The sequence below is a fragment of the Streptomyces spinosisporus genome (assembly GCF_022698145.1).
GTDB lineage: Bacteria > Actinomycetota > Actinomycetes > Streptomycetales > Streptomycetaceae > Streptomyces > Streptomyces spinosisporus.
On the sequence record NZ_JALDAX010000017.1, the window covers coordinates 162,410 to 189,121 of the forward strand.

Annotated in this window: 19 protein-coding genes and 1 tRNA gene; 9 read left to right on the forward strand and 11 right to left on the reverse strand. The window is 70.1% G+C overall.

Features of this window, described 5'->3' with window-relative positions; translation table 11 throughout:
• Positions 1-66 precede the first annotated feature (66 nt).
• The 4 genes from MQN93_RS34510 to MQN93_RS34525 all read left to right on the forward strand — a co-directional run bounded on the left by MQN93_RS34510 (position 67) and on the right by MQN93_RS34525 (position 6,274).
• Positions 67-618, forward strand: coding sequence for a response regulator (locus MQN93_RS34510; protein ID WP_016435932.1), 552 nt, complete (start codon positions 67-69; stop codon positions 616-618).
• Positions 619-674: 56 nt separating this feature from the next.
• A complete protein-coding gene (gene pepN, locus MQN93_RS34515; protein WP_242712598.1) occupies positions 675-3,170 on the forward strand; it encodes an aminopeptidase N in 2,496 nt (831 codons plus the stop codon).
• A 252-nt stretch (positions 3,171-3,422) separates the two neighbouring features.
• Entirely contained in the window at positions 3,423-4,844 is a 1,422-nt protein-coding gene (locus tag MQN93_RS34520; RefSeq protein ID WP_242712599.1) for a pyridoxal phosphate-dependent decarboxylase family protein, read from the forward strand.
• Complete coding sequence (locus MQN93_RS34525; protein ID WP_242712600.1) at positions 4,841-6,274, forward strand: lysine N(6)-hydroxylase/L-ornithine N(5)-oxygenase family protein; 1,434 nt, start codon at positions 4,841-4,843, stop codon at positions 6,272-6,274. Before MQN93_RS34520 ends, MQN93_RS34525 begins: the two co-directional genes overlap by 4 nt.
• 36 nt (positions 6,275-6,310) lie before the next feature.
• Here the strand turns inward: MQN93_RS34525 and MQN93_RS34530 are convergent, their stop codons facing one another.
• Positions 6,311-8,116 (reverse strand): bifunctional metallophosphatase/5'-nucleotidase, encoded by a 1,806-nt coding sequence (locus MQN93_RS34530; protein ID WP_242712601.1) that lies wholly within the window; start codon positions 8,114-8,116, stop codon positions 6,311-6,313.
• A gap of 127 nt (positions 8,117-8,243) precedes the next feature.
• On the opposite strand from MQN93_RS34530, the gene MQN93_RS34535 reads away from it, so the two are divergent.
• Both MQN93_RS34535 and pyk read left to right on the forward strand, forming a co-directional pair.
• Positions 8,244-8,957: an SIMPL domain-containing protein gene (locus tag MQN93_RS34535; protein ID WP_242712602.1), complete on the forward strand. Its 714-nt coding sequence runs from the start codon at positions 8,244-8,246 to the stop codon at positions 8,955-8,957.
• A gap of 141 nt (positions 8,958-9,098) precedes the next feature.
• Positions 9,099-10,535, forward strand: a complete 1,437-nt coding sequence (gene pyk / locus MQN93_RS34540; protein ID WP_242712603.1) for a pyruvate kinase — start codon at positions 9,099-9,101, stop codon at positions 10,533-10,535.
• A 10-nt stretch (positions 10,536-10,545) separates the two neighbouring features.
• Here pyk and MQN93_RS34545 read toward each other — a convergent pair whose 3' ends face one another.
• Positions 10,546-11,301 (reverse strand): helix-turn-helix domain-containing protein, encoded by a 756-nt coding sequence (locus MQN93_RS34545; RefSeq protein WP_242712604.1) that lies wholly within the window; start codon positions 11,299-11,301, stop codon positions 10,546-10,548.
• Positions 11,302-11,407: 106 nt separating this feature from the next.
• Positions 11,408-11,482, reverse strand: a tRNA-Leu gene (locus MQN93_RS34550).
• A 101-nt stretch (positions 11,483-11,583) separates the two neighbouring features.
• Between MQN93_RS34550 and MQN93_RS34555 the strand changes: the two genes are divergently transcribed.
• On the forward strand, positions 11,584-12,240 hold the full coding sequence (locus MQN93_RS34555) for an ANTAR domain-containing response regulator (protein WP_016435940.1): 657 nt from the start codon (positions 11,584-11,586) through the stop codon (positions 12,238-12,240).
• Positions 12,241-12,314: 74 nt separating this feature from the next.
• On the opposite strand, the gene MQN93_RS34560 is transcribed toward MQN93_RS34555, so the two are convergent.
• The 8 genes from MQN93_RS34560 to MQN93_RS34595 all read right to left on the reverse strand — a co-directional run bounded on the left by MQN93_RS34560 (position 12,315) and on the right by MQN93_RS34595 (position 21,861).
• Positions 12,315-13,031, reverse strand: a complete 717-nt coding sequence (locus MQN93_RS34560) for an ABC transporter ATP-binding protein (RefSeq protein ID WP_016435941.1) — start codon at positions 13,029-13,031, stop codon at positions 12,315-12,317.
• Positions 13,028-13,912, reverse strand: a complete 885-nt coding sequence (locus MQN93_RS34565) for an ABC transporter ATP-binding protein (RefSeq protein ID WP_242712605.1) — start codon at positions 13,910-13,912, stop codon at positions 13,028-13,030. Before MQN93_RS34565 ends, MQN93_RS34560 begins: the two co-directional genes overlap by 4 nt.
• Entirely contained in the window at positions 13,909-15,693 is a 1,785-nt protein-coding gene (locus MQN93_RS34570; RefSeq protein WP_242712617.1) for a branched-chain amino acid ABC transporter permease, read from the reverse strand. The genes MQN93_RS34565 and MQN93_RS34570 overlap by 4 nt, the downstream gene beginning before the upstream one ends.
• Positions 15,694-15,698: 5 nt before the next feature.
• Entirely contained in the window at positions 15,699-16,631 is a 933-nt protein-coding gene (locus MQN93_RS34575; RefSeq protein WP_016435944.1) for a branched-chain amino acid ABC transporter permease, read from the reverse strand.
• A gap of 115 nt (positions 16,632-16,746) precedes the next feature.
• Positions 16,747-17,970 (reverse strand): branched-chain amino acid ABC transporter substrate-binding protein, encoded by a 1,224-nt coding sequence (locus MQN93_RS34580; protein WP_242712606.1) that lies wholly within the window; start codon positions 17,968-17,970, stop codon positions 16,747-16,749.
• Positions 17,971-18,146: 176 nt separating this feature from the next.
• Positions 18,147-18,932: a hypothetical protein gene (locus MQN93_RS34585; protein WP_242712607.1), complete on the reverse strand. Its 786-nt coding sequence runs from the start codon at positions 18,930-18,932 to the stop codon at positions 18,147-18,149.
• Between the two features lie 96 nt (positions 18,933-19,028).
• A complete protein-coding gene (locus MQN93_RS34590; RefSeq protein ID WP_242712608.1) occupies positions 19,029-19,517 on the reverse strand; it encodes a PaaI family thioesterase in 489 nt (162 codons plus the stop codon).
• A gap of 52 nt (positions 19,518-19,569) precedes the next feature.
• Positions 19,570-21,861 carry an FdhF/YdeP family oxidoreductase gene (locus MQN93_RS34595; protein ID WP_242712609.1) on the reverse strand — a complete coding sequence of 764 codons (2,292 nt, stop codon included), beginning with the start codon at positions 21,859-21,861 and terminating at the stop codon, positions 19,570-19,572.
• 510 nt (positions 21,862-22,371) lie between these two features.
• Here MQN93_RS34595 and polA point away from each other — a divergent pair.
• Together polA and MQN93_RS34605 are read left to right on the forward strand one after the other, a co-directional pair.
• On the forward strand, positions 22,372-25,098 hold the full coding sequence (gene polA, locus MQN93_RS34600) for a DNA polymerase I (RefSeq protein ID WP_242712610.1): 2,727 nt from the start codon (positions 22,372-22,374) through the stop codon (positions 25,096-25,098).
• 741 nt (positions 25,099-25,839) lie between these two features.
• Complete coding sequence (locus MQN93_RS34605) at positions 25,840-26,202, forward strand: hypothetical protein (protein ID WP_242712611.1); 363 nt, start codon at positions 25,840-25,842, stop codon at positions 26,200-26,202.
• Positions 26,203-26,712: the final 510 nt, after the last annotated feature.

Consider the following 26,712-nt stretch of genomic DNA (forward strand, 5'->3'; position numbering starts at 1 on the left):
TGACGAGCACGCTTCGTCAGCGCTCCGGTCATAAGCTGGTTGTCCACGCGGGAGGGACGTCGGGCCATGCCGGATGCCAAGATCCTCATCGTCGACGACCACGAGGACACGCTGTACGCCCTGGAGAGCGCACTTGCTCCGCTGGGGTACCTGCTGGGCCGGGCCACCAGTGGCGACGAGGCGCTCAAGCAGGTGCTCCGCGGGCAGGTCGGTCTGCTCCTGCTCGACGTCCGCATGCCCGGCGTCAGCGGACTCGACGTCGTCCGCTACATGCGCCGCGTGGAACAGACCCAACACATTCCGGTCATCCTGCTCACCGGCTTCGGACTGGACCACGTCCTGACCTCCGCGGCCTTCGGACTGGGCGTCGCCGACCTCGTCATGAAGCCCATCGACCCCTGGGCGCTGCGCACCAAGGTCCGCTACCTCTTCGACAGCCACCGCCGCTACCTCGACCTCGAACAGGAGGTCCGCGAGCTGCGCGCCCTGGTCAAGGACCACGCAGAAGCCGAAATTCCCCTCCCGCGCGGCCCCGCCCTGCCCCACCCGGACGCCCACGTCCCCGTACAGCGGGCGGGCCGGGCGCACAACGGGGAGCTCGAAGAGGAACGGACGTAGCACCCCGCCCCCATATCCCCTGTGACTTGTCAGTGGCATCGGGCAGCATTACCTGCATGTCCGTACTGACGCGCGACGAAGCGCAGACCCGTGCCAAGCTCCTCGACGTCCACCGCTACACGATCGAACTCGACCTGACCACCGGCGAGGAGACCTTCGACTCCCGCACCGTGATCCGGTTCAGCGCGCATACGGACGCCGACACCTTCGTGGAGCTCAAGCCCGCCGAACTGCGCTCCGCCACACTCGACGGACAGCCCCTCGACCCGGACACCCTGCGCGAGAACCGCCTGCCGCTGAAGAACCTCACCGCCGGCGAGCACGAGCTGCACATCGACGCGCGCATGCGCTACTCCCGCACCGGCGAGGGCATGCACCGCTTCACCGACCCCACCGACGGCGAGACCTACGTCTACACACAGCTGTTCATGGAGGACGTGCAGCGCGTCTTCGCCGCCTTCGACCAGCCCGACCTCAAGGCCGTCTTCGAGCTGACGGTCACCGCCCCCGAAGGCTGGAGCGTCCTCGCCAACGGCATCACGGAACACCTCGGCGAGGGCCGCTGGCGGGCCGCCGCCACCCCGCTGATCTCCACCTACCTCGTCGCCGTCGCCGCCGGCCCCTGGCACTCCGTGCGCACCGAACACCGCGGCCTGCCCTTCGGCATCCACTGCCGCCGCTCGCTCGCCCCCCACCTCGACGCGGACGCCGACGAACTCCTCGAGATCACCAAGCAGTGCTACGACCGCTACCACGAGAAGTTCCAGGAGCCCTACCCCTTCGACTCCTACGACCAGGCGTTCGTCCCGGAGTTCAACGCCGGAGCCATGGAGAACCCGGGCCTGGTCACCTTCCGCGACGAGTTCGTCTACCGCTCCGCCGTCACCGACACCGAGCGGCAGACCCGCGCCATGGTCATCGCCCACGAGATGGCCCACATGTGGTTCGGCGACCTCGTCACCCTGCGCTGGTGGGACGACATCTGGCTGAACGAGTCCTTCGCCGAGTACATGGGCTACCAGACCCTCACCGAAGCGACCCGCTTCACCGACACCTGGACCGACTTCGGCGTCGCCCGCAAGGCCTGGGGCTACGACGCCGACCAGCGCCCCTCCACCCACCCCGTGGCCCCCGAGAACGTCGACGACACGGCCTCCGCCCTCCTCAACTTCGACGGCATCTCCTACGCCAAGGGCGCCTCGGCGCTGCGCCAGCTCGTGGCCTGGCTCGGCGAGAAGGACTTCCTCGCCGGCATCAACACCCACTTCGCGCGCCACAAGTTCGCCAACGCCACCCTCGCCGACTTCATCGACTCCCTCGCCTCCGCCACCGAACGCGACGTGCACGCCTGGGCCGACGCCTGGCTGCGCACCACCGGAGTCGACACGCTCAGCCCGGTCGTGGCCCGCGGCGACTCGGGCACGTACACGCTCCAGGTGGAGCGCACCGGAAGCCGCCCGCACTGCATCGCCGTCGGCCTCTACGACCAGGACGTCGCCGACGAGGACCGCCACCTCACCCTGCGCGAGCGCATCGACCTCGACGTCCCGCAGAGCGAACCCCACGCCCTCGGCAAGCGCCCCGCCCTGCTCCTGCTCAACGACGGCGACCTCACCTACGCCAAGATCCGCTTCGACGACGACTCCTTCGAGGCGATCCGCACCGGCCTGTCCGGCCTGCCCGACCCGCTGACCCGCGCGGTCGTCTGGAACGCCCTGCGGGACGCCGTCCGTGACGGCCAACTCCCGCCCGCCGCCTACCTGGAGGCCGCCCGCGCCCACCTCCCGCGCGAGAGCGACCTCGCGCTCGTGCAGGGCGTCCTGGCCTTCGCCTCCGCCCAGGTGACCGACCGCTACCTCACCCCCGAGGCCCGCCCGGCGGCCCTCGGCACCCTCTCCTCCCTGTGCCGCGACCTCATCCGCCGCACCGAGGACGGCGACAACCCCGGTCTGCGCCTGATCGCCGTACGCCACTTCATCGACGCCGCCGCCCACCCCGACACCATCGCCGCCTGGTTCGCCGAGGGCACCGTCCCCGGCGGCCCGGAACTCGACCCCGAGCTGCGCTGGCGCATCCTCGGCCGGCTCGCCGTCCTCGGCGCGACCGACGAGTCCACGATCGCCGCCGAACTGGACCGCGACCCCTCCGCCACCGGCCAGGAGGGCGCCGCCCGCTGCCGCGCCGCCCTGCCCGACGCCCAGGCCAAGGCCCGCGCCTGGGAGGCGATGTTCGGCGGCGACGACCGCACCGACCTGTCCAACTACCTCTTCATCGCCACGGCCCAGGGCTTCTGGCAGCCCGAACAGGCCGACCTGGTCCGCGACTACGTCCCCCGCTACTACGAGGACGCGGTCACCGTCTCCGCCCGCCGCGGCCCCGCCATCGCCGACGCCGCCGGCCGCTGGGCCTTCCCGCTCCACGCGGTCGACACCGAGACCCTCCGCCTGGGCGAGTCCTGCCTGAAGGACGCCCACCCGATCCCGGCCCTGCGCAGGAAACTGGTCGACCAACTGGACGACCTGGCCAGGGCGTTGCGAGTCAGGGAGGGGTGACATTCTGCTGAGCGCCGGTCGGTGAACTTTCAGCCCGTCCGGCGTTTGAGGACAAGGCCCGTCCAGGGCCGGAGCGGGGGCCTGGGGGCGGCAGCCCCCAGCCACCGGCACCCCAAACCCACCCCCCAACCCCCCCGCTGAAGCCCCGCAGGGCGTACCCCCTTTCGGGTTCCGATCGTTGACTCTCCGGGCACGCGCACGCATCCGCGTACAAGCTGGAACTCCCTCTGCCTGCGCGCCCGGGAGGAATCCATGAGTACACCGGCCCTCGCCTCGGGCCCCGAAGGCCGCGGCGCCCTCCGACCGTTGCTCGACACCGTGCTCGACGCGCTGGAAGACGGCGCACGCGCCCGCGGAGGCCCGCTGCCCGCCGGGGGACCGGACGCCGTGACCGCGCGTGTGCACGACGCCGTCGGGGACGTACTGCCGCAGGACGGCGAGCCCGACGCCCTGCGCACCCTCGTGCGCGCCCTCGCCGAGGGCGCGGCCGACCCGGCCCATCCGCTGTGCGCCGCCCATCTGCACTGCCCGCCCCTGGCCGTCGCCACCGCCGCCGACCTCGCCGTGAGCGTCCTCAACCCCTCCCTCGACTCCTGGGACCAGGCTCCGGCCGCCTCCGCGCTCGAAGCCCTGGTCACCCGGGCCCTGGCCAGGGAGGCCGGCGCCTCCGACGCCGTCGTCACCACCGGCGGCACCGAGGCCAACCAGATCGCCCTGCTGCTGGCCCGCGAACTGCACGGCAGCGACGTCCGGCTGGTCTGCGGCGCCAACGCCCACCACTCACTGCCCCGCGCCGCCTGGCTCCTCGGCCTGCCCGACCCGGTGATCGTCCCCGCCCCCACCGGCACCCTCGACCCCGCCGCCCTCGACAAGGCTCTCACCGCCCACCCCGGTCCCCACCTGGTCGCCGCCACCGCGGGCACCACCGACGCGGGACTCATCGACCCCCTGCCCGAGATCGCCGCCCTGTGCCGGGCCCACCGCGTCCGGCTGCACATCGACGCCGCCTACGGCGGGGGCCTGCTGTTCAGCGACCGGCACCGCGAGAAGCTCGCCGGTCTGGAGCGCGCCCACAGCATCGCCCTCGACCTGCACAAACTGGGCTGGCAGCCGGTCGCCGCAGGGCTCCTCGCGGTGCGCCACCCCCGCGACCTCGCCGCCCTGGACCAGCACACGGACTATCTGAACGCCGACGACGACCTCGCGGCCGGCCTGCCCGACCTCCTCGGCCGCTCCCTGCGCACCACCCGCCGCCCCGACATCCTCAAGATCGCCGTCACACTCAAGACGCTCGGCCGCAGCGGCCTCGGCGCCCTCGTCGACCAGGTCTGCGGCCGCGCCCGGGAGTTCGCGGCGCTCGTACAGGACCACCCCGGCTTCGACCTGTACGCCCGGCCCACCATCAGCACGGTCCTGTTCCGGCCCGCCCACGCCGGGGACGACACCGTCGCCGCCGTACGCCGAAGCCTCCTCCACCACGGGCACGCCGTCCTCGGCCGCGCCCGTCCCGACGGCCGGCTCTGGCTCAAGGCCACCCTGCTCAACGCCGACACCCGCCCCACCGACCTGGCCGCCCTCCTCGCCCTCGTCGAAAAGGCCACCCACCCGACCACCGAGCCGACCGAACCAGGCGCGGAAGCCGAAGCACTTGTGGAAGGAACCACCCCCCGATGAGCACCACCCCCCACCCCCCCCACCACGAGCCCGACGCCCCCCGCGACCTGGTCGGCATCGGCATCGGCCCCTTCAACCTCTCTCTCGCCGCCCTCGCGCAGCCCCTCGCCGAACTCGACACCGCCTTCTACGAACAACGCCCCGCCTTCGACTGGCACTCGGGCCTGCTCATCGACGGCGCCCGCATCCAAGTCCCCTTCCTCGCCGACCTGGTGACCCTCGCCGACCCCGCCAGCCCCTGGACCTTCCTCAACCACCTCAAGGCCTGCGACCGGCTCTTCCCCTTCTACTTCGCCGAGCGCTTCCACATCCAGCGCGCCGAGTACGACGCCTACTGCCGCTGGGTCGCGGACCACCTCCCCGGACTCCACTTCGGCCACCAGGTCGACGCCGTCCGCTGGAACCCCGAACGCGACGTCTTCGAGGTGGACTTCACCCAGCTCGACGCAGACGGGGAGGCCGAGGCCCTCGGCCGCACCTACACCAGGAACATCGCGCTCGGCATCGGCACCGAACCCCACGTCCCGGACCCCCTCAAACCGCTCGTCGAGGCCCCCGGCGTACCCGTCATCCACGCCGCCGACTACCTCGCCCACCGCGACAGGCTCCTCGCCGCCGACCACATCACCGTCATCGGATCCGGCCAGTCCGGCGCCGAGATCCTCCTCGACCTGCTCCGCGCCCGGCCCGCCGGCCGCGAGAAACTGCACTGGCTCGGCCGCACCGAGGCGTTCGCCCCCATGGAGTACTCCAAGCTCGGCCTCGAACACTTCACCCCGGACTACACGCGCTACTTCCACGCCCTCCCCGAAGGCGTCCGCGACCGTCTGGTCACCGGCCAGTGGCAGCTCCACAAGGGCATCGACGCCGACACCATCGCCGCCATCCACCAGGAGCTCTACGACCGCACCCTGCACGGCGGCTGGCCCGACGTCGTCCTCACCCCCGGAGTCCGCGTCCGCACCGCCGGCCGCCTCGCCACCACCAAGGTCGAACTCCACCTGGAACACGTCCAGCAGAACACCCGCGCCCGGCTCACCACCGACGCCGTCGTCCTCGCCACTGGCTACCGCGAGCGTCCCCTCGACCGGCTCCTGGCCGGCCTCGACCCCTATCTGCGCCGCGACAACCGCGAACGCCCGCGCGTCGACGAGCAGTTCCGCCTCGTCCTCGACCCCTGCGTCAGCGGCTCCGGCTGCCACCTCTACGTCCAGAACGCCGAACGCCACACCCACGGCGTCGGCGCCCCCGACCTGGGCCTCGCCGCCTGGCGCAGCGCCACCATCCTCAACTCCCTGACCGGCAAGGAGACCTATCCGCTGCCCGCCCGGACGGCGTTCACCACCTTCGGACTCGACGAGACGCAGCAGCCCCGCGTCCCGCAGGCCCGCCAGGCCCAGGTGCTCATCCCGCTCGCCGAGGGCAGATGAGCACCCGGACGGACCCGAGGCGGGGCCGGTGCACTGCTAGAACACCGGCGTGCCGTTCCTGGTGAGCCTCCAGTCCGCCGACGCGAAGTCCTTCGGATCCAGCACGCCCTTCGCCGTCACCCACTCCGCGATCCGCGTACGGATCTCCGTCGACTCCGACCACACCTCCTTCGCGGAGGCCACATGCGGGAACGCACCCCCGCCGTTGGCACGGTAGTTGTTCACCGCCAGCACGAACTCCTGCGCGTCGTCCAGGACTTCACCGCCGTACGTCAGGTTCTTGATCCGCGACCCGGCCGGCTGCGCCACGTCGATGTCGTACGCGAGACCCGAGACGTAGTCGTAGTTGTAGTCCGGGCGGCCGCCGGCGTTCGTCAGCTTCTCCACGTCGACCGGCACGTCGGCCGCCGTCTGCACGAAGTACTCCGCCGAGTACTCCAGGTACGCCCGCAGCTGCGCCCCCGTCATCACCTTGGCGACCAGCGTGTTGTCGTACACGTACAGACTCGACAGATCCCGGATCGTCACCTGGCCCGCCGGGATCTCGGACGTGCGCGAGAACGGCGACGCCTGCGCGAGGACCGGCAACGCGGCGTACTCCGTGCCCGCCAGCGCCGCCTTCACCACGTCCTCCTGGACCTTGGTGATCAGATCGACGATCGGCGCGTCCTTGTACCGCGCCTCGGCCGTCGTCAGCGTCTCCGTGGCCGTGCCGACGACCTGGTTGACGTACTCGACGACCTTCGCGTGCTCGTCCGACAACAGCTTGGTGATCTTCGGGTCGTCGGCGACCGAGTTCGAGTTCAGCACCTTCGCGGACACCGACTCCACGCTCCACCGGCCCCTGGCGAAGACCAGCTCGATGTCGAACAGCGACAGCCGCTCCGCGAACGCCAGCGGCTCCGACAGCACCACCGTCCGGCCGGTCCTCGTGTTGGTGACCTTCAGCTCCGGGATCTCCACGTGCGCGTGCCCGACCAGGATCGCGTCGATGTCCGGGACCTGCTGCGCCACCAGCGCGGCGGCGTTCTCCACGTACGGCACCTGGTCGCCGTACGACGACGTGCCCGAGGAACCGGAGTGCGCCGACACCACGACCACGTCCGCGCCCATCGACTTCAGCTTCGGCACCCAGCGCGCGGCCTGCTCCTCCAGACCCGGGAACTCCAACTTCCCCTGCACAAAGGCCTTGTCCCAGATGGCGATACCGGGATTGGTCAGACCCAGCACCGCGACCTTCACCGGAGGCAGCCCCGGCACCCGGAACCTCTTGATGAAGTACGGCTGGAAAGCGGGCCGTTGGGTCTTCGCGTCCACCGCGTTCGCGCCGAGCAGCGGGAAGTGCAGCTGCTCCTCGAACCTGCGCAGCGTCTGAAGGCCGTAGTTGAACTCGTGGTTGCCCAGCGCCGCGGCGTCGTACCCGATGGCGTTCATCGCCTGCGCCATCGGATGCACCGGACCGCCCTCGGCGGTGATCGGGTCGACCTTCGCGTAGTAGTACGTCAGCGGAGTGCCCTGGATCGTGTCGCCCGCATCCAGCAGCAGCGTGTTGCGGCGGCCCCGGTCCTCGCGCACCTGGTCGACCAGCGTCGAGATCCGCGCCAGGCCCTGCGCGTTGCCCGCCGCGTCCCGGTACTCCGCGTCCTTGAAGTAGTCCCAGTTGAAGACATGACCGTGCAGGTCCGTCGTGCCCATGACGGTGAGGGCGTACCGCTTGACGTGCTTGCGGTGTGGCGTGGCGGGGGCGGCCTCGGCCGCGGGGGCCGCCGCGGCACCGGCCAGGGCAACACCCGCCCCGGTCACGGCGGACTTCGTCAGAAACCTTCTGCGGTTCAAGGGCATGTCTCGCTTTCCTTCGGGAACGGTCAACAACGCGCGTAGATTCTGTCCCGCACATGGCAACCAGCAACAGGCCCGGCACATTGCGATCCGATGACCTCGGCCGGCGAGCGGTGACAGAGTGGGGCCCATGACCACCCCCACAGCGGACGACCACCGCCCCGCCGTCCCGTACGGCACCCCCGACGCCCCCCGCATCGCCGTCCGCGGCGAGGCCCGCCTCGAAGTCGACCCCGAGATCGCCCGCATCGGCATCTCCGTCGCCTCCCGCGGCAAGGACCGCCGGACCGCCCTGGACGACCTCACCCGCCGCAACACCGCCGCACTGGAACTCATCAAGTCCTACGGCGACGCCGTCGAACACCTCGAAACAGGCGCCTTCTCCATCAGCCCCGAACTCAAGGAGAAAGGCCGCGGCGAACGCGTCCACGCCTACCACGGCCGCGTCCACCTCACCGCCGAACTGGCCGACTTCACCGCCCTCGGCGAACTCACCACACGCCTCGCCGACCTGGACCTCACCCGCGTCGACGGCCCCTGGTGGGCGCTGCGCCCCGACTCACCCGCCCACCGGCAGGCCCGGCAACAGGCGGTGAAGGAAGCCGTCCAGCGCGCCGGCGAATACGCCGAAGCACTCGGCACCACCCTCTCCGCCCTCGTGGAACTCGCCGACATCGGCGCCGAGGACGCCCCGCCCCGCCCCCAGGCCCCCGGCCGGATGCGCTCCATGGCCTACGGCGCGGCCGCCGAGGACACCGCGGCCCCCCTCGACCTCGAACCCCAGCGCCAGAAGATCTACGCCGCGGTCAACGCCCGGTTCACCATGGTCCCGCCACGGCTCTGAACGACCCTCCCGGCCGCGAAAATGCTCATCGGAGCACCCCCGCGCACAATTCAATACTTGTCAACAGCACTTCATGCAAAGGTTGTTGAGTAGTCACACCCGCCCAATTCTCTACCGGCCGGTAAGGCCTAGGCTCGAATCATGCGCCGAGCAAAGATCGTCTGTACCCTGGGGCCCGCCACCGACTCGTACGACCAGATCAAAGCCCTGGTCGACGCCGGAATGGACGTCGCCCGATTCAACCTCAGCCACGGCAGCCACGCCGAGCACGAGGAGCGCTACCAGCGAGTGCGCAAGGCCGCCGACGAGACCGGCCGCAGCGTCGGACTCCTCGCCGACCTTCAGGGTCCGAAGATCAGGCTCGGCAGCTTCACCGAAGGCCCCGTACTCCTTGAACGCGGCGACGCCTTCACCATCACCGTCGAAGAAGGCACCGAAGGCGACGGACACACCTGCGGCACCACCTACGCCGGACTCGCCGCCGACGTCTCACCCGGCGAGCGCATCCTCGTCGACGACGGCAAGGTCTGCCTCCAGGTCACCTCCGTCGACGGCCCCCGCGTCCACACCACCGTCGTCGAAGGCGGCATGGTCTCCGACCACAAGGGCCTCAACCTCCCCGGCGTCGCCGTCTCCGTCCCCGCCCTCTCCGAGAAGGACGAGGACGACCTGCGCTGGGCGCTGCGCACCGGCTTCGATGTGATCGCCCTCTCCTTCGTGCGCAGCGGCCGCGACATCGAGGACGTCCACCGGATCATGGACGAGGAGGGCCGCCGCCTGCCCGTCATCGCCAAGGTCGAAAAACCCCAGGCGGTCGCGGCGATCGACGACATCGTCGCCGCCTTCGACGGCATCATGGTCGCCCGCGGGGACCTCGGCGTCGAAATGCCGCTGGAAGAGGTCCCGATCGTCCAGAAGCGCGCGGTCAAGCTGGCCAGGCGCAACGCCAAACCGGTGATCGTCGCCACCCAGATGCTCGACTCGATGATCGACAACTCCCGGCCGACCCGCGCGGAGGCCTCCGACGTCGCCAACGCCGTCATCGACGGCACGGACGCCGTGATGCTGTCCGGCGAGACGAGCGTCGGCAAGTACCCCGTCGAGACGGTCCGTACGATGGCGAAGATCGTCGAGGCCGCCGAGGAGGACCTGCTCGCCAAGGGGCTGCCGCCGCTGACCGAACGCAACAAGCCCCGCACCCAGGGCGGCGCCGTGGCCCGCGCCGCCGCGGAGATGGGCGACTTCCTCGGTGCCAAGTTCCTGGTCGCCTTCACCCAGTCCGGCGACACCGCCCGCCGCCTCTCCCGCTACCGCTCCCCGATCCCCCTCCTCGCCTTCACCCCCGAACCGGCCACCCGCTCCTACCTCAGCCTGACCTGGGGCGCGGAGACGTTCCTCGGCCCGCACGTGGAGTCCACGGACGCCATGGTCGACCAGGTGGACGAACTCCTCCTCAAATACGGCCGCTGCGAGAAGGGCGACGTAGTGGTCATCACGGCAGGCTCCCCTCCCGGGGTCTCCGGCTCCACCAACCTGGTCCGGGTGCACCACATCGGGGAGGACGACAGTCCCAAGTAGGGGGCGGAGCTCAGAATTTGGGACCTACGTGGGCGTCCAGCAGGGCGACGCAGCCCTTCTTGGCGACGGAGATGTTGTACGGGACACCGTTGCGCGTGCAGCGGGTCCAGCCGACACCGAGCTTGTCCAACGTGTCGGTGTACAGCTTCCGGATGTCGTCGGAGACGTTGGTGAAGAAGTACCGCGGATATTCGTAACGCTTACGCTCCCCGCCTACGAGGCGCGTGGTCCAGTTGGTGATGCGGCAACCGTCGGAATGAATGAGGCCACGGACGAATTCCCACGGGTGCGCGTCGACGATTTCCCGCTGCCAGGGTTCGAGCGCGATACGACGATCGTGCTTCTTGCCGGGGCCGTGTTGGGGGAAGAGCGCGGGCCAGTGCCGGCTGTAGCTCGTGACCGCCGTGCAGCCCTGCTTCTGCACGAAGTAGACGCCGACAGCGGGTCGCACCTTCTTGATGGCGTCGCGACACAGCTCGATGAGCCCTGGCCATGCGTCGGCGCAGGCGATCCGCAAGTAGTAACCGCTGCGCGGATGAGCGCTGACGCAGCCGTCGCCGAGGTAGAGGCCCAGTAGATAGGCGTACGCCTGTGGGTCGGCAGGTGGGCCGGGCTCTTCAGGCGCCATACGAGGCAGCGGCTCCAGGCGGCTCTGCCAGGAGCGGATCGCGGCTCTGGAGATGCCTGTTGCCCGGCTCACCGAATTCAGGCTGCGGCCCTGTGAGACCAGAGCGAGTGCTCGCCTGCGCGTGCTGACGTCGTACATGCGGCCACTCTGTGAGAGTGATCGCGTCGACACGCAGCGAAAAGCGGACGTTCACGAGAAGGTGAACATCCGCTTCTGGATTGCGACCTTGGAATCTAAGGAAAAGTGCCCCGGGTCGGACTCGAACCGACACTGTATGGGTTTTGAATCCATTGCCTGCTGCCAATTGGGCTACCGGGGCTCGAAGAATCAAAGGTTTCCGCTGACCCTCCGGGCACCTACCTTACCGCAGCTGGGTAGGCTCTTGTCAGCTGCACCCGTGCCCTGCAACAAGGAGCTCCAGTGACCGCCCCCGAGTCGCCCCAGCCCGTAGACGCGACCGACGACGATCAGTCGCATGTGCCTCCGTTGACGACCCGTGTCGTCATTGCCGAGGACGAGGCCCTTATTCGGCTCGACCTCAAAGAGATGCTGGAGGAAGAGGGCTACAGCGTCGTCGGCGAGGCCGGCGACGGTGAGCAGGCCATCGAGCTCGCCCGCGAGCACCGGCCGGACCTCGTCATCCTCGATGTGAAGATGCCCAAGCTGGACGGCATCTCGGCGGCCGAGAAGATCGCCGAGGAGCGCATCGCCCCGGTGCTGATGCTCACCGCCTTCTCGCAGCGCGACCTCGTCGAGCGTGCCCGCGACGCGGGTGCCATGGCGTATCTCGTGAAGCCGTTCAGCAAGAGCGACGTCGTGCCCGCGATCGAGATGGCCGTCTCCCGCTTCACCGAGCTGAAGGAGCTGGAGAAGGAGGTCGCCGACCTCACCCTGCGCCTGGAGACCCGGAAGCTGGTCGACCGCGCGAAGTCCATTCTGCAGACCGAGTACGGCCTGTCCGAGCCGGCCGCCTTCCGGTGGATCCAGAAGACCTCCATGGACCGCCGTATGTCCATGCAGCAGGTCGCCGAGGCGGTCATCCAGGACGCCGACGAGAAGAAGGCGTCCAAGGGCTGAGCACGAGAGCCCACAGCGCGGGAAGAGGCCCGGCGCCCCCCAATCGGGGGCACCGGGCCTCTCTCCGTAACGGCTCAGTCCTCGCCGAGGTACGCCTTGCGGACCGACTCGTCGTGCAGGAGGTCCTGCCCGGTCCCGGACAGGACGATGTTGCCGACTTCCATGACGTGGCCCTGGTCGGCCAGCGACAGCGCCGCCTGGGCGTTCTGTTCGACGAGCAGGATCGTGGTGCCCTGGGCCTTGAGCTCGACGATGGTCGACATGATCTTCTGCATCATGATCGGCGAGAGGCCCATGGAGGGTTCGTCGAGCATCAGCAGTTTCGGCTGGGACATGAGTGCGCGGCCCATGGCCAGCATCTGCTGCTCACCGCCGGAGAGCGTGCCCGCGGCCTGCTTGCGGCGTTCCCCGAGGATGGGGAAGAGGTCGTAGGCGCGCTGGATGTCCTTCTCGATGCCTTCCTTGTCCTTGCGCAGGAAGGCTCCGAGCTGGAGGTTCTCGGTGATCGTCAGGCGGGGGAAGATGTGCCGGCCCTCGGGGGAGTGGGCGAGCCCGAGGGAGACGATCTTGTGGGCGGGGATGTTCTTGAGGGGCTTGCCCTCGAAGAGGATGCTCCCGCTGCTGGGCTTGTGGAGCCCGGACAGGGTGCGCAGGGTGGTTGTCTTGCCGGCGCCGTTGGTGCCGATGAGGGTGACGATCTGGCCGGCCTCGACGGTGAAGGAGATGCCCTTGACGGCTTCGATCTTGCCGTAGGCGACCTTGAGGTCCTCGACCTCGAGCAGTGCGGTCACTGGGCGCTTCCTTCCTTGCTCGTGGTGCTCTGCGCTCCTGAGCCGCTCTCGGCCGCTTCGACCTCGGCGACCTCCTCGTCGCCGGGTGCGCCTTCGAAGGGGGTGCCGAGGTAGGCGGCGATGACGCGTTCGTCGCCCTGGACGACGTCGGAGGTGCCTTCGACGAGTTTCTCGCCCTGGACGAGGCAGGCGACGCGGTCGCACAGGTTGAAGATGAAGCGCATGTCGTGCTCGATGACGAGCACGGCGATGCCCTGGTCCCGGATGGCGAAGACGAGTTCTTCAGTGGCCCGTGTCTCCTGGGGGTTCATGCCGGCGGTGGGCTCGTCGAGGAGGAGGAGTCCGGGGTCGCTGGCGAGCGCGCGGGCGATCTCGAGCTTGCGCTGTTCGCCGTAGGGGAGGTTGCGGGCGAGGTGGTCGGCCTTGTGGGAGAGGCCGATGAACTCCAGGAGTTCCATGGCGCGTTCGCGGGAGGCGGTTTCGGCCTTGCGGAAGCCGGGGCCGCGCAGGAGGGCGGACCAGAGGCCTTCCTTGGTGCGGGTGTGGCGGCCGACGAGGACGTTTTCCAGGACGGTCATGTTGGCGAAGAGCCGGATGTTCTGGAAGGTGCGGGCGATGCCGGCGTTGGTGACGAGGTGCGGTTTGGGCGGCAGGACGGTGCCCTTGTAGGAGACCTTGCCTTCGGTGGGGATGTACAGCCCGGTGAGGCAGTTGAAGAAGGTGGTCTTGCCCGCGCCGTTGGGTCCGATGAGGCCGACGATCTCGCCGCTGTTGACGGTGAGGTCGACGCTGCGTACGGCGGTGAGGCCGCCGAAGCGCATGGTGACGCCGCTGGCTTCGAGGACGGGGCTGGTGGCCGTGGTGGTGGTCATGGTGGTCACGCCCCTGCCTTGGTGGCGCCGACGGTGGTGTCGGGGAGGCTCTGTTCGGGGATGTCGGGTTGTTCGCTTTCGTGGAATTCGAGCTGGCGGCGCCGGTTGGCGATGATGCCTTCGGGGCGGAAGCGCATGAGGATGACGAGCGCGAGGCCGAAGGCGAAGAGCTGGTACTCCTTGAGGAAGCTGAGCTTCTCGGGCAGGAGGTAGAGCAGCGTCGCGCCGAGGATGGGGCCGCCGACGGTGCCCATGCCGCCGAGGACGACCGCGGCGAGCAGGAAGGCGGAGTTCGGGGGCACGGACCCGGCGAACTGGTAGGGGGCGGGGTTGACGCTGTAGCCGACGTGGGCGCTGACCGTGCCGGCGAGGCCGGCGAGGGAGGCGCCGAGGGCGAAGGCGATGAGTTTGACGCGGAAGCCGTTGATGCCCATGGCGGTCGCGGCGGTCTCGTCCTCGCGGATGGCGATCCAGGAGCGGCCGATGCGGGAGTCGGCGGCGCGGGTGAAGACGAGGACGACGATGGCGGTGATGATCAGCATCAGCAGCAGGTAGTTGGCGAACCGGCCGATGGTGACGGAGCCGACGTCGTGGGTGCTGCCGAAGTTGAAGCCGAAGATCTCCAGGTCGGGGATCATCGAGATGCCGTTGGGCCCGTTGGTGAGGTTGGGTCCGGAGGAGCCGTCGAGGTTGTTGACGGAGATGCGGAAGATCTCTCCGAAGCCGAGGGTGACGATGGCGAGGTAGTCGCCGCGCAGTCGCAGGGTGGGGGCGCCGATGAGGACGCCGAAGACGAGCGACGCGGCCATGCCGGTGAGCATGGCGGCCCAGAAGGGGAACTGGACTCCGGAGAAGCGGGAGAACTCGGAGCCGGAGACGAGGGCTGCGGCGTAGGCGCCGACGCCGAGGAAGGCGACGTATCCGAGGTCGAGGAGTCCGGTGAGGCCGACGACGATGTTGAGGCCGAGGGCGACGGTGGCGACGACGAGGATGTTCACGCCGAGGTTGGCGTTGTGTTCGTTGTTCTCGACGAAGGGGAAGAGCGCGGCGGCGAGGAAGGCCATGGAGGTGGCGAATCCCTTGTGCCGGGCGTTGAGGGCGGAGAACCGGTCGGCGAGGCCGGCGGTGACGAGTGCCCAGGTGCCGAGGACGACGAGCAGGAGGTAGCCGATGAACGTCTCGCTGGCGTCGGGGTCGACGCCGACGCCGTAGGCGAAGACGATCAGGGCGAGGGCGGTGGCTGCCGTGACGACGAGGCGTTCGGCCCAGGCGGGGATCCGGCCGGCCGGGGGGATGGTGTCGGGCTTGCTGATCCAGGCCTTGAAGGTGTCGCCGGGGCTGGGCAGCGCGAGGGCGCCGAGGAGGGCGACGAGGGAGGAGACGATGGCGACGTAGGCGCCGGGGTCGAGGTTGGCGAGGCCTCCGAGGTCGACCGCGATGGCGATGGCGGTGAACCAGGTGACGGCGAAGGCGGAGGCGGCGGCGAGGGACACGGGGGCGGTGGCGCCGGCCGGGTTGAGCCAGTTCAGGCCGCGTATGTTCCAGCGTGTGAGGGCGTACAGGAGGGTGAGGACGCCGGCGACGAGGGCGAGGATCTGGAGGCCTGCGGGGGAGCCGTAGTAGGTGAGGTCTCCGGGGAATTCGGCGGTCCATGTCCAGGACATGTAGGTGCTGGCGATGGTGCCGATGGCGCCGAGGGCGACGAGGACGCGGGCGGCGGACTGGGGCAGGGCGATGATGCCGCGCGGGGCGTCCGGCGTGGTGGGCGTGGTCTTCGTGGTGGTTGTCATGGTGCTCACGCCCTGTCCGCGACGCGTTCGCCGACGAGGCCTTGTGGCCTGAAGAGCAGTACGAGGATGAGGAGGACGAAGGCCCACACGGAGGACCAGCCGCCGCCGCCGAGCTGCTGCATGCCGGGGATCTCGTCGATGTAGGAGGTGGCGAGGGTTTCGGCGAGGCCGAGGACGAGGCCGCCGATCATGGCGCCGTAGATGTTGCCGATGCCGCCGAGGACGGCGGCGGTGAAGGCCTTGAGGCCCATCTGGAAGCCCATGTCGTACTTGATCTGTCCGTAGCGCAGGCCGTAGGCGACGGCGGCGACGGCGGCGAAGAAGCCGCCGATGGCGAACGCGATCACGATGATGCGGTTGGTGTCGATGCCCATGAGCTGGGCGGTGTCCGGGTCCTGGGCGGTGGCCTGCATGGCGCGGCCGGTGCGGGAGAGGCGGACGAAGAAGGCGAGGGCCGCCATGCACAGGGGGGCGGCGATGATGACGAAGAGGGAGCCGCTGCTGATGCTGATGGAGCCGAGGTGCCAGGGGCCGGCGTCGATCTGCGGGAAGTTGCGGTCGGTCTTGGCGTCCGGGTACCAGTTGAAGACGGCCTGCTGGAGTGCGAGGGAGAGGCCGATCGCGGTGATCAGGGGTGCCAGGCGTGGGGCTCCGCGCAGGGGCCGGTAGGCGAAGCGTTCCGCCCCGACGGCGATGAGGACGGAGACGAGTCCGCCGCCTATGAGCATCGCCGGGAGGGCTATCCACATGGATGTGCCGTCGGGCAGGACGTAGAGATAGACCGTGAGCGCGCCGAAGCCGCCGGTCATGAAGATCTCGCCATGGGCGAAGTTGATGAGCTGGACGATGCCGTACACCATCGTGTAGCCGATGGCGATCAGCCCGTACATCGAGCCGAGGAACAGCCCGTTGGCCAGCTGCTGCGGCAGGGTGTTCACCGCATGGCCTCCATGTGGTGAGGAGTGAGCAAGGGGCGTGGAACGGGCCGCGCGGTGACGTGTGGTCGGTCGCGCGGCCCTGGGGTGGTGCTAGCGGCAGTTCGGACTGGCTGGATCAGCCGTTGAACGTGCCGCTCTTGACGGCCTTCCACTTGCCGTTGGTGACCTGGTAGACGGTCAGCTGCTTGTTGGTGGTGTCGCCGTACTCGTCGAAGGAGACGGGGCCTGCGACGCCGTCGAACTTGGTCTTGCCGACCTCTTCGACGATCTTGGCGCGGGCGTCGGACGGGACCTTGCCGTCCTTCACGACCTTGCCGATGGCCTTGATGATGGCGGTGGCGGCGTCGTAGGAGTAGCCGCCGTAGGTGCCGTAGTCGCCCTTGAGGCCGGCTGCCTTGTACTTCTTGATGAAGTCCTGGGCGGAGGCGAGGGTGTCGACGGGCTGGCCGACGGAGGTGGCCAGGTCGCCCTCGGAGGTCTTGCCCGCGGTCTGGATGTAGGTGTCGCTGAACATGCCGTCGCCGCCGAAGAGCGGGATCTTGACGCCGCCGTCCTTGAGCTGCTTGGTGAGCTTCTCGGACTCGTCGTACTGGCCGCCGTAGTAGACCAGGTCGGCCTTGGAGTTCTTGATCTTGGTGACGAGGGCGGAGAAGTCGGTGTCGCCGGTGTTGACGTGGTCGGTGCCCACGACCTTGCCGCCCGCCTTGGTGAAGCCGGCGGTGAACAGCTTGGCCAGGCCCGCGCCGTAGGTCTGCTTGTCGTCGACGACGAAGACGTTCTTCTTCTTCAGCGTGTTGTAGGCGTAGTCGGCCGCGAAGCCGCCCTGGAGGGCGTCGGTGGTGGCGGTACGGAAGTAGGTCTTGAAGGGGCGGACCTTCTTCGTCTGCCAGTTCTTGCCCTGGGTGAGCTCGGGGGCGGTGTTGGACGGCGAGATCTCGACCAGGTTGGCGGTGGCGAAGACCTGCTGCATCTGGGTGGCCACGCCGGAGTTCAGCGGGCCGACGACGCCGAGCACCTTGTCGTTGTTGACGAGCTGGGTGGCGTTCTGCTGGCCGCTGGCGGGAATCGCCTTGTCGTCGAGCGCCTGGACCTTGAAGGTCACGCCGGGCACGAGATTGTTCTTGTTGGCGTCGTCGACGGCCACCTGGACGCCGCCCTGGATACCGAGTCCGGTGGCGGAGTTCTGACCGGTCAGCGGTGCGTCGACACCAATGACGACCTCGGTCTTCTTGCTGCCGCTGTCCCCACCCTTGTCGTCGTCACGCGATCCGCAGGCGGTCAGCGTGAGAGCGCCCGTGGTGAGTACGGAGGTGAGTATGACCAAAGAACGGTGTCGCACGATGAATCCTCTCCCTGGCGCCGGCGGCCCTGCTGGGCTGCCGTGTGTCTCGCCGGGCCGTACTGGGGTGGTGCTGGCCGTGCTGCAGACGCGCCCGGCGGCGCGGTGACTGGGCGTGACTCTAAGCCTGTCTGTCAGCCGTGGGCATCGCTGTGGGCTGGCTTGTGACTTTCTTGTTATGACGTGCCGGTAGATGAGCTTGTGTGAAGGTCGGCCTCGGCTGGATTGGCGAGAACGCGTCGGGTCCACATCGTGAGAACCCGCACTTCCCGTCGGACGCGGGGCGAGGGGAGCGCCCGGTTGGCGTCGCAGGCCGTGTGCAGGAGGCCGGAGAGGTCGCGGGAGTAGCGGTTGCCGAAGATGAAACTGTAGTGCTGTATTGCGTGTTTGTTACGCAGCGTTACGTCCAGGAAGGGCAGGTTGACGTAGACGGGGAGCGCGCTGCAGTCGGCCACCGTGATCCGCACGGTGATCCGGTGGGCGCTTCCGGCGCGCACCGTGAACGACATCGGGGGTGTGGTGCGGGTGCGCAGGCCGCCGGGGGCGGCGTTGATGTGGGAGACGGTGACGGGGGGTCCGTCGTGCACGGACACCTCGAAGTGGAAGTCCCTGGTGGCTCCTGCGCTCGGATTGTCTGCAACCCCGGTGTAGCGGAAGGCGGTTGTGGTGGCGGGCCAGGGCGTCGCCGGCTCTTCGCGCTCGGGGGCGGAGGGTGAGGGAGGCAGGAGCCATACGGCCGCGGCGGCGAGTGCGGTCACGGCTGCCGTGAGTGCCGTGATGCGGACGCGTGGCGGCAGTGTGCGCCAACGGTCGGTCGGGCGGGGGGAGTCGGTGCCGATGACGTCGGGTGGCGGCGCGGCCCGGTGGGTGCCGGGGGCGTGGCCGGGGCGCGCCTCGGTGGGTTCGACGGGTTCGACAGGTTCGACGGTTTCGACAGGTTCGACGGGGCCGACGCCGCTCATGACCGCAGCCTCATGAGGAAACGGTAGGTGAGGGCGTCGGGGTCGGGAAGGCGCCGGTGCCGTCGGGTGCGGACCCGGCCGGCGGGGCGGGAGGGGTCAGCCGGCGGCGGCCAGGTGCGCACCGTCGCCGGGGCGTACGTCGCGCAGCAGACAGGTCAGCCGGGCGGTGCACACGCGCCGGTCCTGCTCGTCGCTGATCACTATCTCGTACGTCGCCGTCGACCTGCCCCGGTGCACGGGGGTGGCGACGCCGGTGACCAGGCCGGAGCGCACTCCGCGGTGGTGGGTGCAGTTGAGGTCGACGCCGACCGCGATCTTGGAGCTGCCGCCGTGCAGCATCGAGCCGACGGAGCCGAGCGTCTCGGCCAGCACGGCGGAGGCGCCGCCGTGCAGCAGGCCGTAGGGCTGGGTGTTGCCCTCGACCGGCATGGTGCCGACGACACGGTCCGCCGAGGCCTCGACTATCTCCACGCCCATACGCGTGCCGAGGTGCCCGGCGGAGAACAGGGCCGGGAGGTCGATGCCGAGTGCCGCGTACTCGTCGACGACCTCCTGCGGGAACGTCACCTGCTGCTGCTCGCCCATGGGTCCTGCTCCGTTCGTCCTGATCAAACGTCCAACCTGGCTGAGCAAACGCTCAGTCGGTCGACGATTGTTCCAGACGTACGACCACGGACTTGCTGGCCGGGGTGTTGCTGGTGTCCGCGGTGGCGTCCAGCGGCACCAGGACATTGGTCTCCGGGTAGTAGGCGGCCGCGCAGCCGCGGGCCGTCGGGTAGTGCACGACCCGGAAGCCGTTCGCCCTGCGCTCGACGCCGTCCTTCCACTCGCTCACCAGGTCCACGTACGACCCCTCGGCGGCCCCGAGCGCCCGCGCGTCCTCGGGGTTGACCAGCACGACCCGGCGGCCGTTCCTGATGCCGCGGTAGCGGTCGTCGAGGCCGTAGATCGTGGTGTTGTACTGGTCGTGCGAGCGCAGCGTCTGCAACAGCAGGCGGCCCTCGGGCAGTTCGGGGTGTTCGACGGGCGCCGCCGTGAAGTTGGCCTTGCCGGTCTTCGTGGGGAAGCGGCGCTCGTCGCGCGGGGCGTGCGGGAGGGCGAAGCCGCCGGGGCGACCAGCAGAACCAGTAACGCGCGCGTTGAAGTCCTCGAAGCCGGGGACCACGCGTGCGATGCGGTCGCGGATCGTGGCGTAGTCCTTCTCGAACTCCTCCCACGGAACCGTGCTCTCCTCGCCCAGCACGCGGCGTGCCAGCCGGCAGACGATGGCCGGCTCGGAGAGCAGATGCCTGCTCGCGGGGTCCAGGCGGCCGCGGGAGGCGTGCACCATGCCCATGGAGTCCTCGACGGTCACGAACTGCTCGCCGCTGCCCTGCAGATCACGCTCGGTGCGGCCCAGCGTCGGCAGGATCAGGGCACGCGCGCCCGTGACCGCGTGCGAGCGGTTGAGCTTCGTCGACACGTGCACGGTCAGACGGGCGCGCCGCATGGCCGCCTCGGTGACGTCCGTGTCGGGCGAGGCGGAGACGAAGTTGCCGCCCATGGCGAAGAAGACCTTCGCCTCGCCGTCGCGCAGGGCGCGGATCGCCCGGACCACGTCGAAGCCGTGCTCGCGCGGCGGAGCGAAGCCGAACTCCCGCTCCAGGGCGTCCAGGAAGGCGGGCGCGGGGCGCTCGAAGATGCCCATGGTGCGGTCGCCCTGCACGTTGCTGTGCCCGCGCACCGGGCACACGCCCGCGCCCGGGCGGCCGATGTTGCCGCGCAGCAGAAGGAAGTTGACGATCTCGCGGATGGTCGGCACCGAGTGCTTGTGCTGGGTCAGGCCCATCGCCCAGCAGACGATGGTGCGCTTCGAGGCGAGCACCATGCCGAGCGCCTGCTCGATCTCCGCGCGCGTGAGGCCGGTCGCGGCCAGCGTCTCGTCCCAGTCGGCGGCCTTCGCGGCGGCCGCGAACTCCTCGTAGCCATGGGTGTGTTCGCGGACGAACTCCTCGTCGACCGCGCCGTCCGCCTCCAGGATCAGCTTGTTCAGCAGGCGGAAGAGGGCCTGGTCGCCGCCGATGCGGATCTGCAGGAACAGATCGGTGAGCGCGGCGCCCTTGAGCATACCCTGCGCGGTCTGCGGGTTCTTGAAGCGCTCCAGGCCCGCCTCGGGGAGGGGATTGACGCTGACGATCTTCGCGCCGTTCGCCTTGGCCTTCTCCAGGGCGGAGAGCATGCGCGGGTGGTTCGTGCCCGGGTTCTGGCCGGCGACGATGATCAGATCGGCCTTGTAGAGGTCCTCGAGCAGGACGCTGCCCTTGCCGACGCCGATCGTCTCCGAGAGCGCCGAACCGGACGACTCGTGGCACATGTTGGAGCAGTCGGGCAGGTTGTTCGTGCCCAACTGGCGGGCGAACAGTTGGTACAGGAACGCCGCCTCGTTGCTGGTGCGTCCCGAGGTGTAGAAGACCGCCTCATCGGGGGAGCCGAGCGCGGCGAGCTCCTCGGCGACGATGTCGAAGGCGCGCTCCCAGGTCACCGGCTCGTAGTGATCTCCCCCTTCGGGGAGATACACGGGGTGCGTCAGCCGGCCCTGCTGCCCCAGCCAGTAGCCGCTGCGGGTCGCGAGATCGGTGACGGAGTGCGCGGCGAAGAACTCCGGGGTGACCCGGCGCAGGGTGGCCTCCTCGGCGACCGCCTTCGCGCCGTTCTCACAGAACTCCGCCGTGTGCCGGTGCTCCGGCTCCGGCCAGGCACAGCCCGGGCAGTCGAAGCCGTCCTTCTGATTGACGCGCAGCAAAGTCAGCGCGGTGCGCCGCACGCCCATCTGCCGCTGCGCCACACGCAGGGTGTGACCAACGGCGGGCAGCCCCGCCGCCGCGTGCTTCGGCTCGGCGACCTGCGGCGCGTCCTGAACCGGATCACTCTGAGGTGGCTTCGTCGCCATCGCGCACTCCCCTTCACCCGCACCCGCGAACTACCTCCTCGATCCTCGCACGTGCGGGTGACAGGGAGGGCGGCAGGGCGGGGGGATGGCGGGGCGCCGGGGTGTGGAGATTGCCGGGGCTGCAGGGTGTGGGGATTGCGGGGGCTGCGGTGGGCTGAGATGTGGGTGTTGGGGTGGGGGAGGGGGGTGGCTGGGCGTGCGGGGGTGAGGGGATGGGGCGTGGAAGTGGGGTGGCGGGCGTGCGGAGGTGAAGGGACTGCGGCGCGGGAGTGGAGGTGGCGGGCGTGCGGAGACGTGGGTGTTGTGGCGCGGAGTGGGGGTGGCCGGGCGTGTGGAGGTGAGGGCGTAGGAGCGGGGGAGAGGGGGCTGCGGGCGTGCGGAGGCGAGGGCGCGCTGGGCGTGGGAATGAGGGCGGCGGGTGGGCATGGGTGAAGGTGCCGGGTGTGTGGTGGGGGAGGCGTGCGGTGTGCGGAGGGTCGAGTGTCAGTGGCTCGTGGCAGGATCGGGGGCGTGGCAGAGACAGCATCGAAGAAGACCGAGACGACCGCCGACGGCGCGCGGCCCCGCCTGATGCTCATGGACGGGCACTCGCTGGCCTATCGCGCGTTCTTCGCGCTGCCCGCGGAGAACTTCACCACCGCGACAGGACAGCCGACGAACGCGATCTACGGCTTCGCGTCGATGCTCGCCAACACCCTGCGTGACGAGGAGCCCACCCACTTCGCGGTGGCCTTCGACGTCTCCCGCAAGACCTGGCGCTCCGAGGAGTTCACGGAGTACAAGGCGAACCGCTCCAAGACCCCGGACGAGTTCAAGGGCCAGGTCGAGCTGATCGGCGAGCTCCTCGACGCCATGCACGCGTCCCGGTTCGCGGTCCCCGGCTTCGAGGCCGACGACATCATCGCCACCCTCGCCACCCAGGCCGAGGCCGCCGGCTTCGAGGTCCTCATCGTCACAGGTGACCGCGACTCCTTCCAGCTGGTCAGCGAGCACACGACGGTGCTGTACCCGACGAAGGGCGTCTCCGAGCTCACCCGCTTCACCCCGGAGAAGGTCTTCGAGAAGTACGGCCTGACCCCCGCGCAGTACCCCGACTTCGCCGCCCTGCGCGGCGACCCGTCCGACAACCTGCCGGGCATCCCAGGGGTGGGCGAGAAGACCGCCGCGAAGTGGATCAACCAGTTCGGTTCGTTCGCGGAGCTGGTCGAGCGCGTCGAGGAGGTCAAGGGCAAGGCCGGGCAGAATCTCCGCGACCACCTGGAGAGCGTCAAGCTCAACCGCCGCCTCACCGAGCTGGAGCGGAACGTCGAGCTGCCCAGGACGGTCGCCGACCTCGCGCGCGAGCCGTACGACCGCAAGGCCGTCTCGCTGGTCCTGGACACCCTGGAGATCAGGAACCCCTCCCTGCGCGAGCGGCTCTTCGGAGTGGACCCCGGCGCCGAGGAGGCCGAGGTCACGCCGATCGCGACCGACGGCGTGGAGCTGGACGGCACGGTGCTCGGTACGGGCGAGCTGGCCCCGTGGCTCGCGGAGCACGGCGGCGAGCCGCTCGGCGTGGCCACCGTCGACACCTGGGCGCTCGGCACCGGCTCGGTCGCCGAGGTCGCGCTCGCCGCGGCCGGGGGAGCGGCCGCCTGGTTCGACCCCTCGCAGCTGGACGAGGCCGACGAGAAGGCGTTCGCCGCCTGGCTCGCCGACGCGGGCCTGCCGAAGGTCTTCCACAACGCCAAGGGCGCGATGAGGGTCTTCGCCGAGCACGGCTGGAGCATCGAGGGCGTGCGCATGGACACGGCGCTCGCCGCCTATCTGGTCAAGCCGGGCCGCCGCTCCTTCGACCTGGACGCGCTGTCCCTGGAATACCTGCACCGCGAGCTGGCCCCCGCCGCCACTGCCGACGGCCAGCTCGCCTTCGGCACGGACGACGGCGCCGAGGCCGAGGCCCTGATGGTCCAGGCCCGCGCGGTGCTCGACCTGGGCGAGGCCTTCGAGAGCCGTCTCGCGGAGGTCGGCGCCGCTGACCTCCTGCGGGACATGGAGCTGCCGACGTCCGCCCTGCTGGCCCGCATGGAGCGGCACGGCATCGCGGCCGACCGCGCCCATCTGGAGGCCATGGAGCAGCTGTTCGCGGGCGCCGTCCAGCAGGCGGTGAAGGAGGCGCACGCTGCGGCCGGGCACGAGTTCAACCTCGGCTCGCCCAAGCAGCTGCAGGAGGTCCTCTTCGGCGAGCTGGCGCTGCCCAAGACGAAGAGGACCAAGACCGGCTACACCACGGACGCCGACGCCCTGGCCTGGCTCGCCACCCAGACGGACAACGAACTGCCGGTGATCATGCTCCGGCACCGCGAGCAGGCGAAGCTGAGGGTCACGGTCGAGGGCCTGATCAAGACGATCGCGGCGGACGGACGTATCCACACCACCTTCAACCAGACGGTGGCCGCGACCGGCCGCCTGTCCTCCACGGACCCGAATCTGCAGAACATCCCCGTCCGCACCGACGAGGGCCGGGCCATCCGCCGCGGCTTCGTCGTCGGCGAGGGGTTCGAGTCGCTGATGACGGCTGACTACAGCCAGATCGAACTGCGCGTGATGGCCCACCTCTCCGAGGACGCGGGCCTGATCGAGGCGTTCACCTCCGGGGAGGATCTGCACACCACGGCGGCGTCCCAGGTGTTCGCGGTGGAGCCCGGTGCGGTGGACGCGGAGATGCGCCGCAAGATCAAGGCCATGTCGTACGGCCTGGCCTACGGCCTGTCGGCGTTCGGCCTGTCCCAGCAGCTGAACATCGAGGCGGCGGAGGCGCGTGGGCTGATGGACGCCTACTTCGAGCGCTTCGGCGGTGTCCGGGACTATCTGCGCCGGGCGGTCGACGAGGCGCGGGCCACGGGGTACACGGCGACGCTGTTCGGACGCCGCCGCTATCTCCCCGACCTCAACAGCGACAACCGCCAGCGCCGCGAGGCGGCCGAGCGCATGGCCCTGAACGCACCCATCCAGGGCACCGCGGCGGACATCGTCAAGATCGCCATGCTCAAGGTGGACGGTGCGCTCCGCGAGGCGGGCCTCACCTCCCGCATGCTCCTCCAGGTCCACGACGAAATCGTCCTGGAAATCGCCCCCGGCGAACGCACAGCCGCCGAGGAGATCGTCCGCCACGAAATGTCCAACGCCGTCCGGCTGAACGTCCCACTGGGCGTATCGGTAGGAGCGGGAACCGACTGGGAGTCGGCAGCGCACTAGCCTCCGGCGGTTCGACTGGACTCCGGCCTCGGGGGGCGTGGCCTCCGGCCGGGGGCAACTCGTGCTTGCCGGTGCGGGAGGTGCTTTCCGCCGTGGGGGCGGCGACGGGGGGCGTTGCGGCGGGCACCCGCCTCCGACGGTGCGCTGGCGTCCGGCGGGGGGCTCGGCTCGGGCGGTGCGGTGGAGGGTTCTGTTGTGCGTGCGGGTGCGGGTGGCGCCTTGCGTCGCAGAGGCGGGTGACTAGGGGGCGCGTTGCGGCGGGCGCCCGCCTCCGGGGGGGGCGCTGGCGTCCAGCCTCGGCCTTCGGCCGGGGGAGGGTACGTCATGCTCGCGGGCGCGGGTGGTGCTTTCCGTCGCGGGGCGGGCGAACAGGGGGCTCGTCGCGGCGGGCACCCGCCTCCGGGGATGCGCTGGCGTCCGGCAGAGGCTGGGCCCGGCGGTGCGGTGGAGGGCTCTGTTGTGCTTGTGGGTGCGGGTGGCGTCTCCCGTCGCAGAGGCGGGCGACCGGGGGCTCGTTGCGGCGGCGCATCAGCCTCTGGCGGTGATGGGACTCGGTGCTGCAGTGGCCTGCGGTGGTGGGGTGCGGGGATTCGGCGTGGTCGTGGGTGTGATCAGTGCCCTTCGCCGCAGCGGCCGAGCCAGTCCGACCTGCGCCCTTAGCTGCCGGAGCCCCGCAGGGCCCGTCACTCACGTGGCCCCCGCAAAGGCGCCGCCCGGTCGCCGTCTGTACAGGATGCGGGCATGGGTATACGCATGCTCAACCGCCGGCCGGCGAGAGCGCAGGCGAGTGCCGAGGCGGCGCCCGCGGTGCCGCCCGCGTCGGTGCCGGCCTTCGCAGCCCGCGCAAGCACCGCCCGCATCCCCACCGACCTGAAGGTCGTCCTGCGCCGCTCGGCGGCGGATCTTTGGCGCCGACTGCGCCGACTCACGACGGGCACCGGAGAGCTGCCCACCTGGCGACTGTGGGCCGGTCTCGGCCGCAGCCACCTGACCGAGCTCATCCACCGCTTGCGCCGCACCCACACCGCACGCACCGTCACGGTCTTCGTGGTGCCGACGAGCAGCCCCACCAACCGCCCGGACACCGGCCCCGCCCCGCGCTGACCGCCCGAACGCGGGTCCTGCTTCACGCTGCCTGACCGGACGCGGGTCCTGCCTCGCCCCGCACCGCCCGGCCGGACGCCGGCCTTGCGCCCCCACCGACCGGCCGGACCTTGGCCTCGCCCGCACTGACCGGCTCGGGTCTCCCGCCCGCCCCGCACCGCCCGGCCGGACGCTGTCCTTGTCCCACGCCGACCGGCCGGACGCCGACCTCGCCCGGCACTGACCGGCTCCGGTCTCCCGCCCGCCCCGCACCGCCCGGCCGGACGCCGGCCTTGCGCCCCCACCGACCGGCCGGACCTTGGCCTCGCCCGCACTGACCGGCTCCGGTCTCCCGCCCGCCCCGCACCGACCAGCCGGACGCTGTCCTTGTCCCACGCCGACCGGCCGGACGCCGACCACGCCCCGCGCTGACCGGCTCCGGTCACCCGCCCGCCCCGCACCGACCGGCCGGACGCCGGCCTTGCGCCCCCATCGACCGACCCGACGCCGACCTCGCCCCCACCGACCGGC

Coding starts and splice junctions, on each gene's coding strand:
- MQN93_RS34520 (WP_242712599.1), top strand. CDS start 3,423: ATGAGTACACCGGCCCTCGCCTCGGGCCCCGAAGGCCGCGGCGCCCTC.
- MQN93_RS34585 (WP_242712607.1), bottom strand. CDS start 18,932: ATGAGCGGCGTCGGCCCCGTCGAACCTGTCGAAACCGTCGAACCTGTC.
- MQN93_RS34545 (WP_242712604.1), bottom strand. CDS start 11,301: ATGTACGACGTCAGCACGCGCAGGCGAGCACTCGCTCTGGTCTCACAG.
- pepN (WP_242712598.1), top strand. CDS start 675: ATGTCCGTACTGACGCGCGACGAAGCGCAGACCCGTGCCAAGCTCCTC.
- MQN93_RS34535 (WP_242712602.1), top strand. CDS start 8,244: ATGACCACCCCCACAGCGGACGACCACCGCCCCGCCGTCCCGTACGGC.
- MQN93_RS34595 (WP_242712609.1), bottom strand. CDS start 21,861: ATGGCGACGAAGCCACCTCAGAGTGATCCGGTTCAGGACGCGCCGCAG.
- MQN93_RS34605 (WP_242712611.1), top strand. CDS start 25,840: ATGGGTATACGCATGCTCAACCGCCGGCCGGCGAGAGCGCAGGCGAGT.
- pyk (WP_242712603.1), top strand. CDS start 9,099: ATGCGCCGAGCAAAGATCGTCTGTACCCTGGGGCCCGCCACCGACTCG.
- MQN93_RS34570 (WP_242712617.1), bottom strand. CDS start 15,693: ATGACAACCACCACGAAGACCACGCCCACCACGCCGGACGCCCCGCGC.
- MQN93_RS34510 (WP_016435932.1), top strand. CDS start 67: ATGCCGGATGCCAAGATCCTCATCGTCGACGACCACGAGGACACGCTG.
- MQN93_RS34530 (WP_242712601.1), bottom strand. CDS start 8,116: ATGCCCTTGAACCGCAGAAGGTTTCTGACGAAGTCCGCCGTGACCGGG.
- MQN93_RS34590 (WP_242712608.1), bottom strand. CDS start 19,517: ATGGGCGAGCAGCAGCAGGTGACGTTCCCGCAGGAGGTCGTCGACGAG.
- MQN93_RS34525 (WP_242712600.1), top strand. CDS start 4,841: ATGAGCACCACCCCCCACCCCCCCCACCACGAGCCCGACGCCCCCCGC.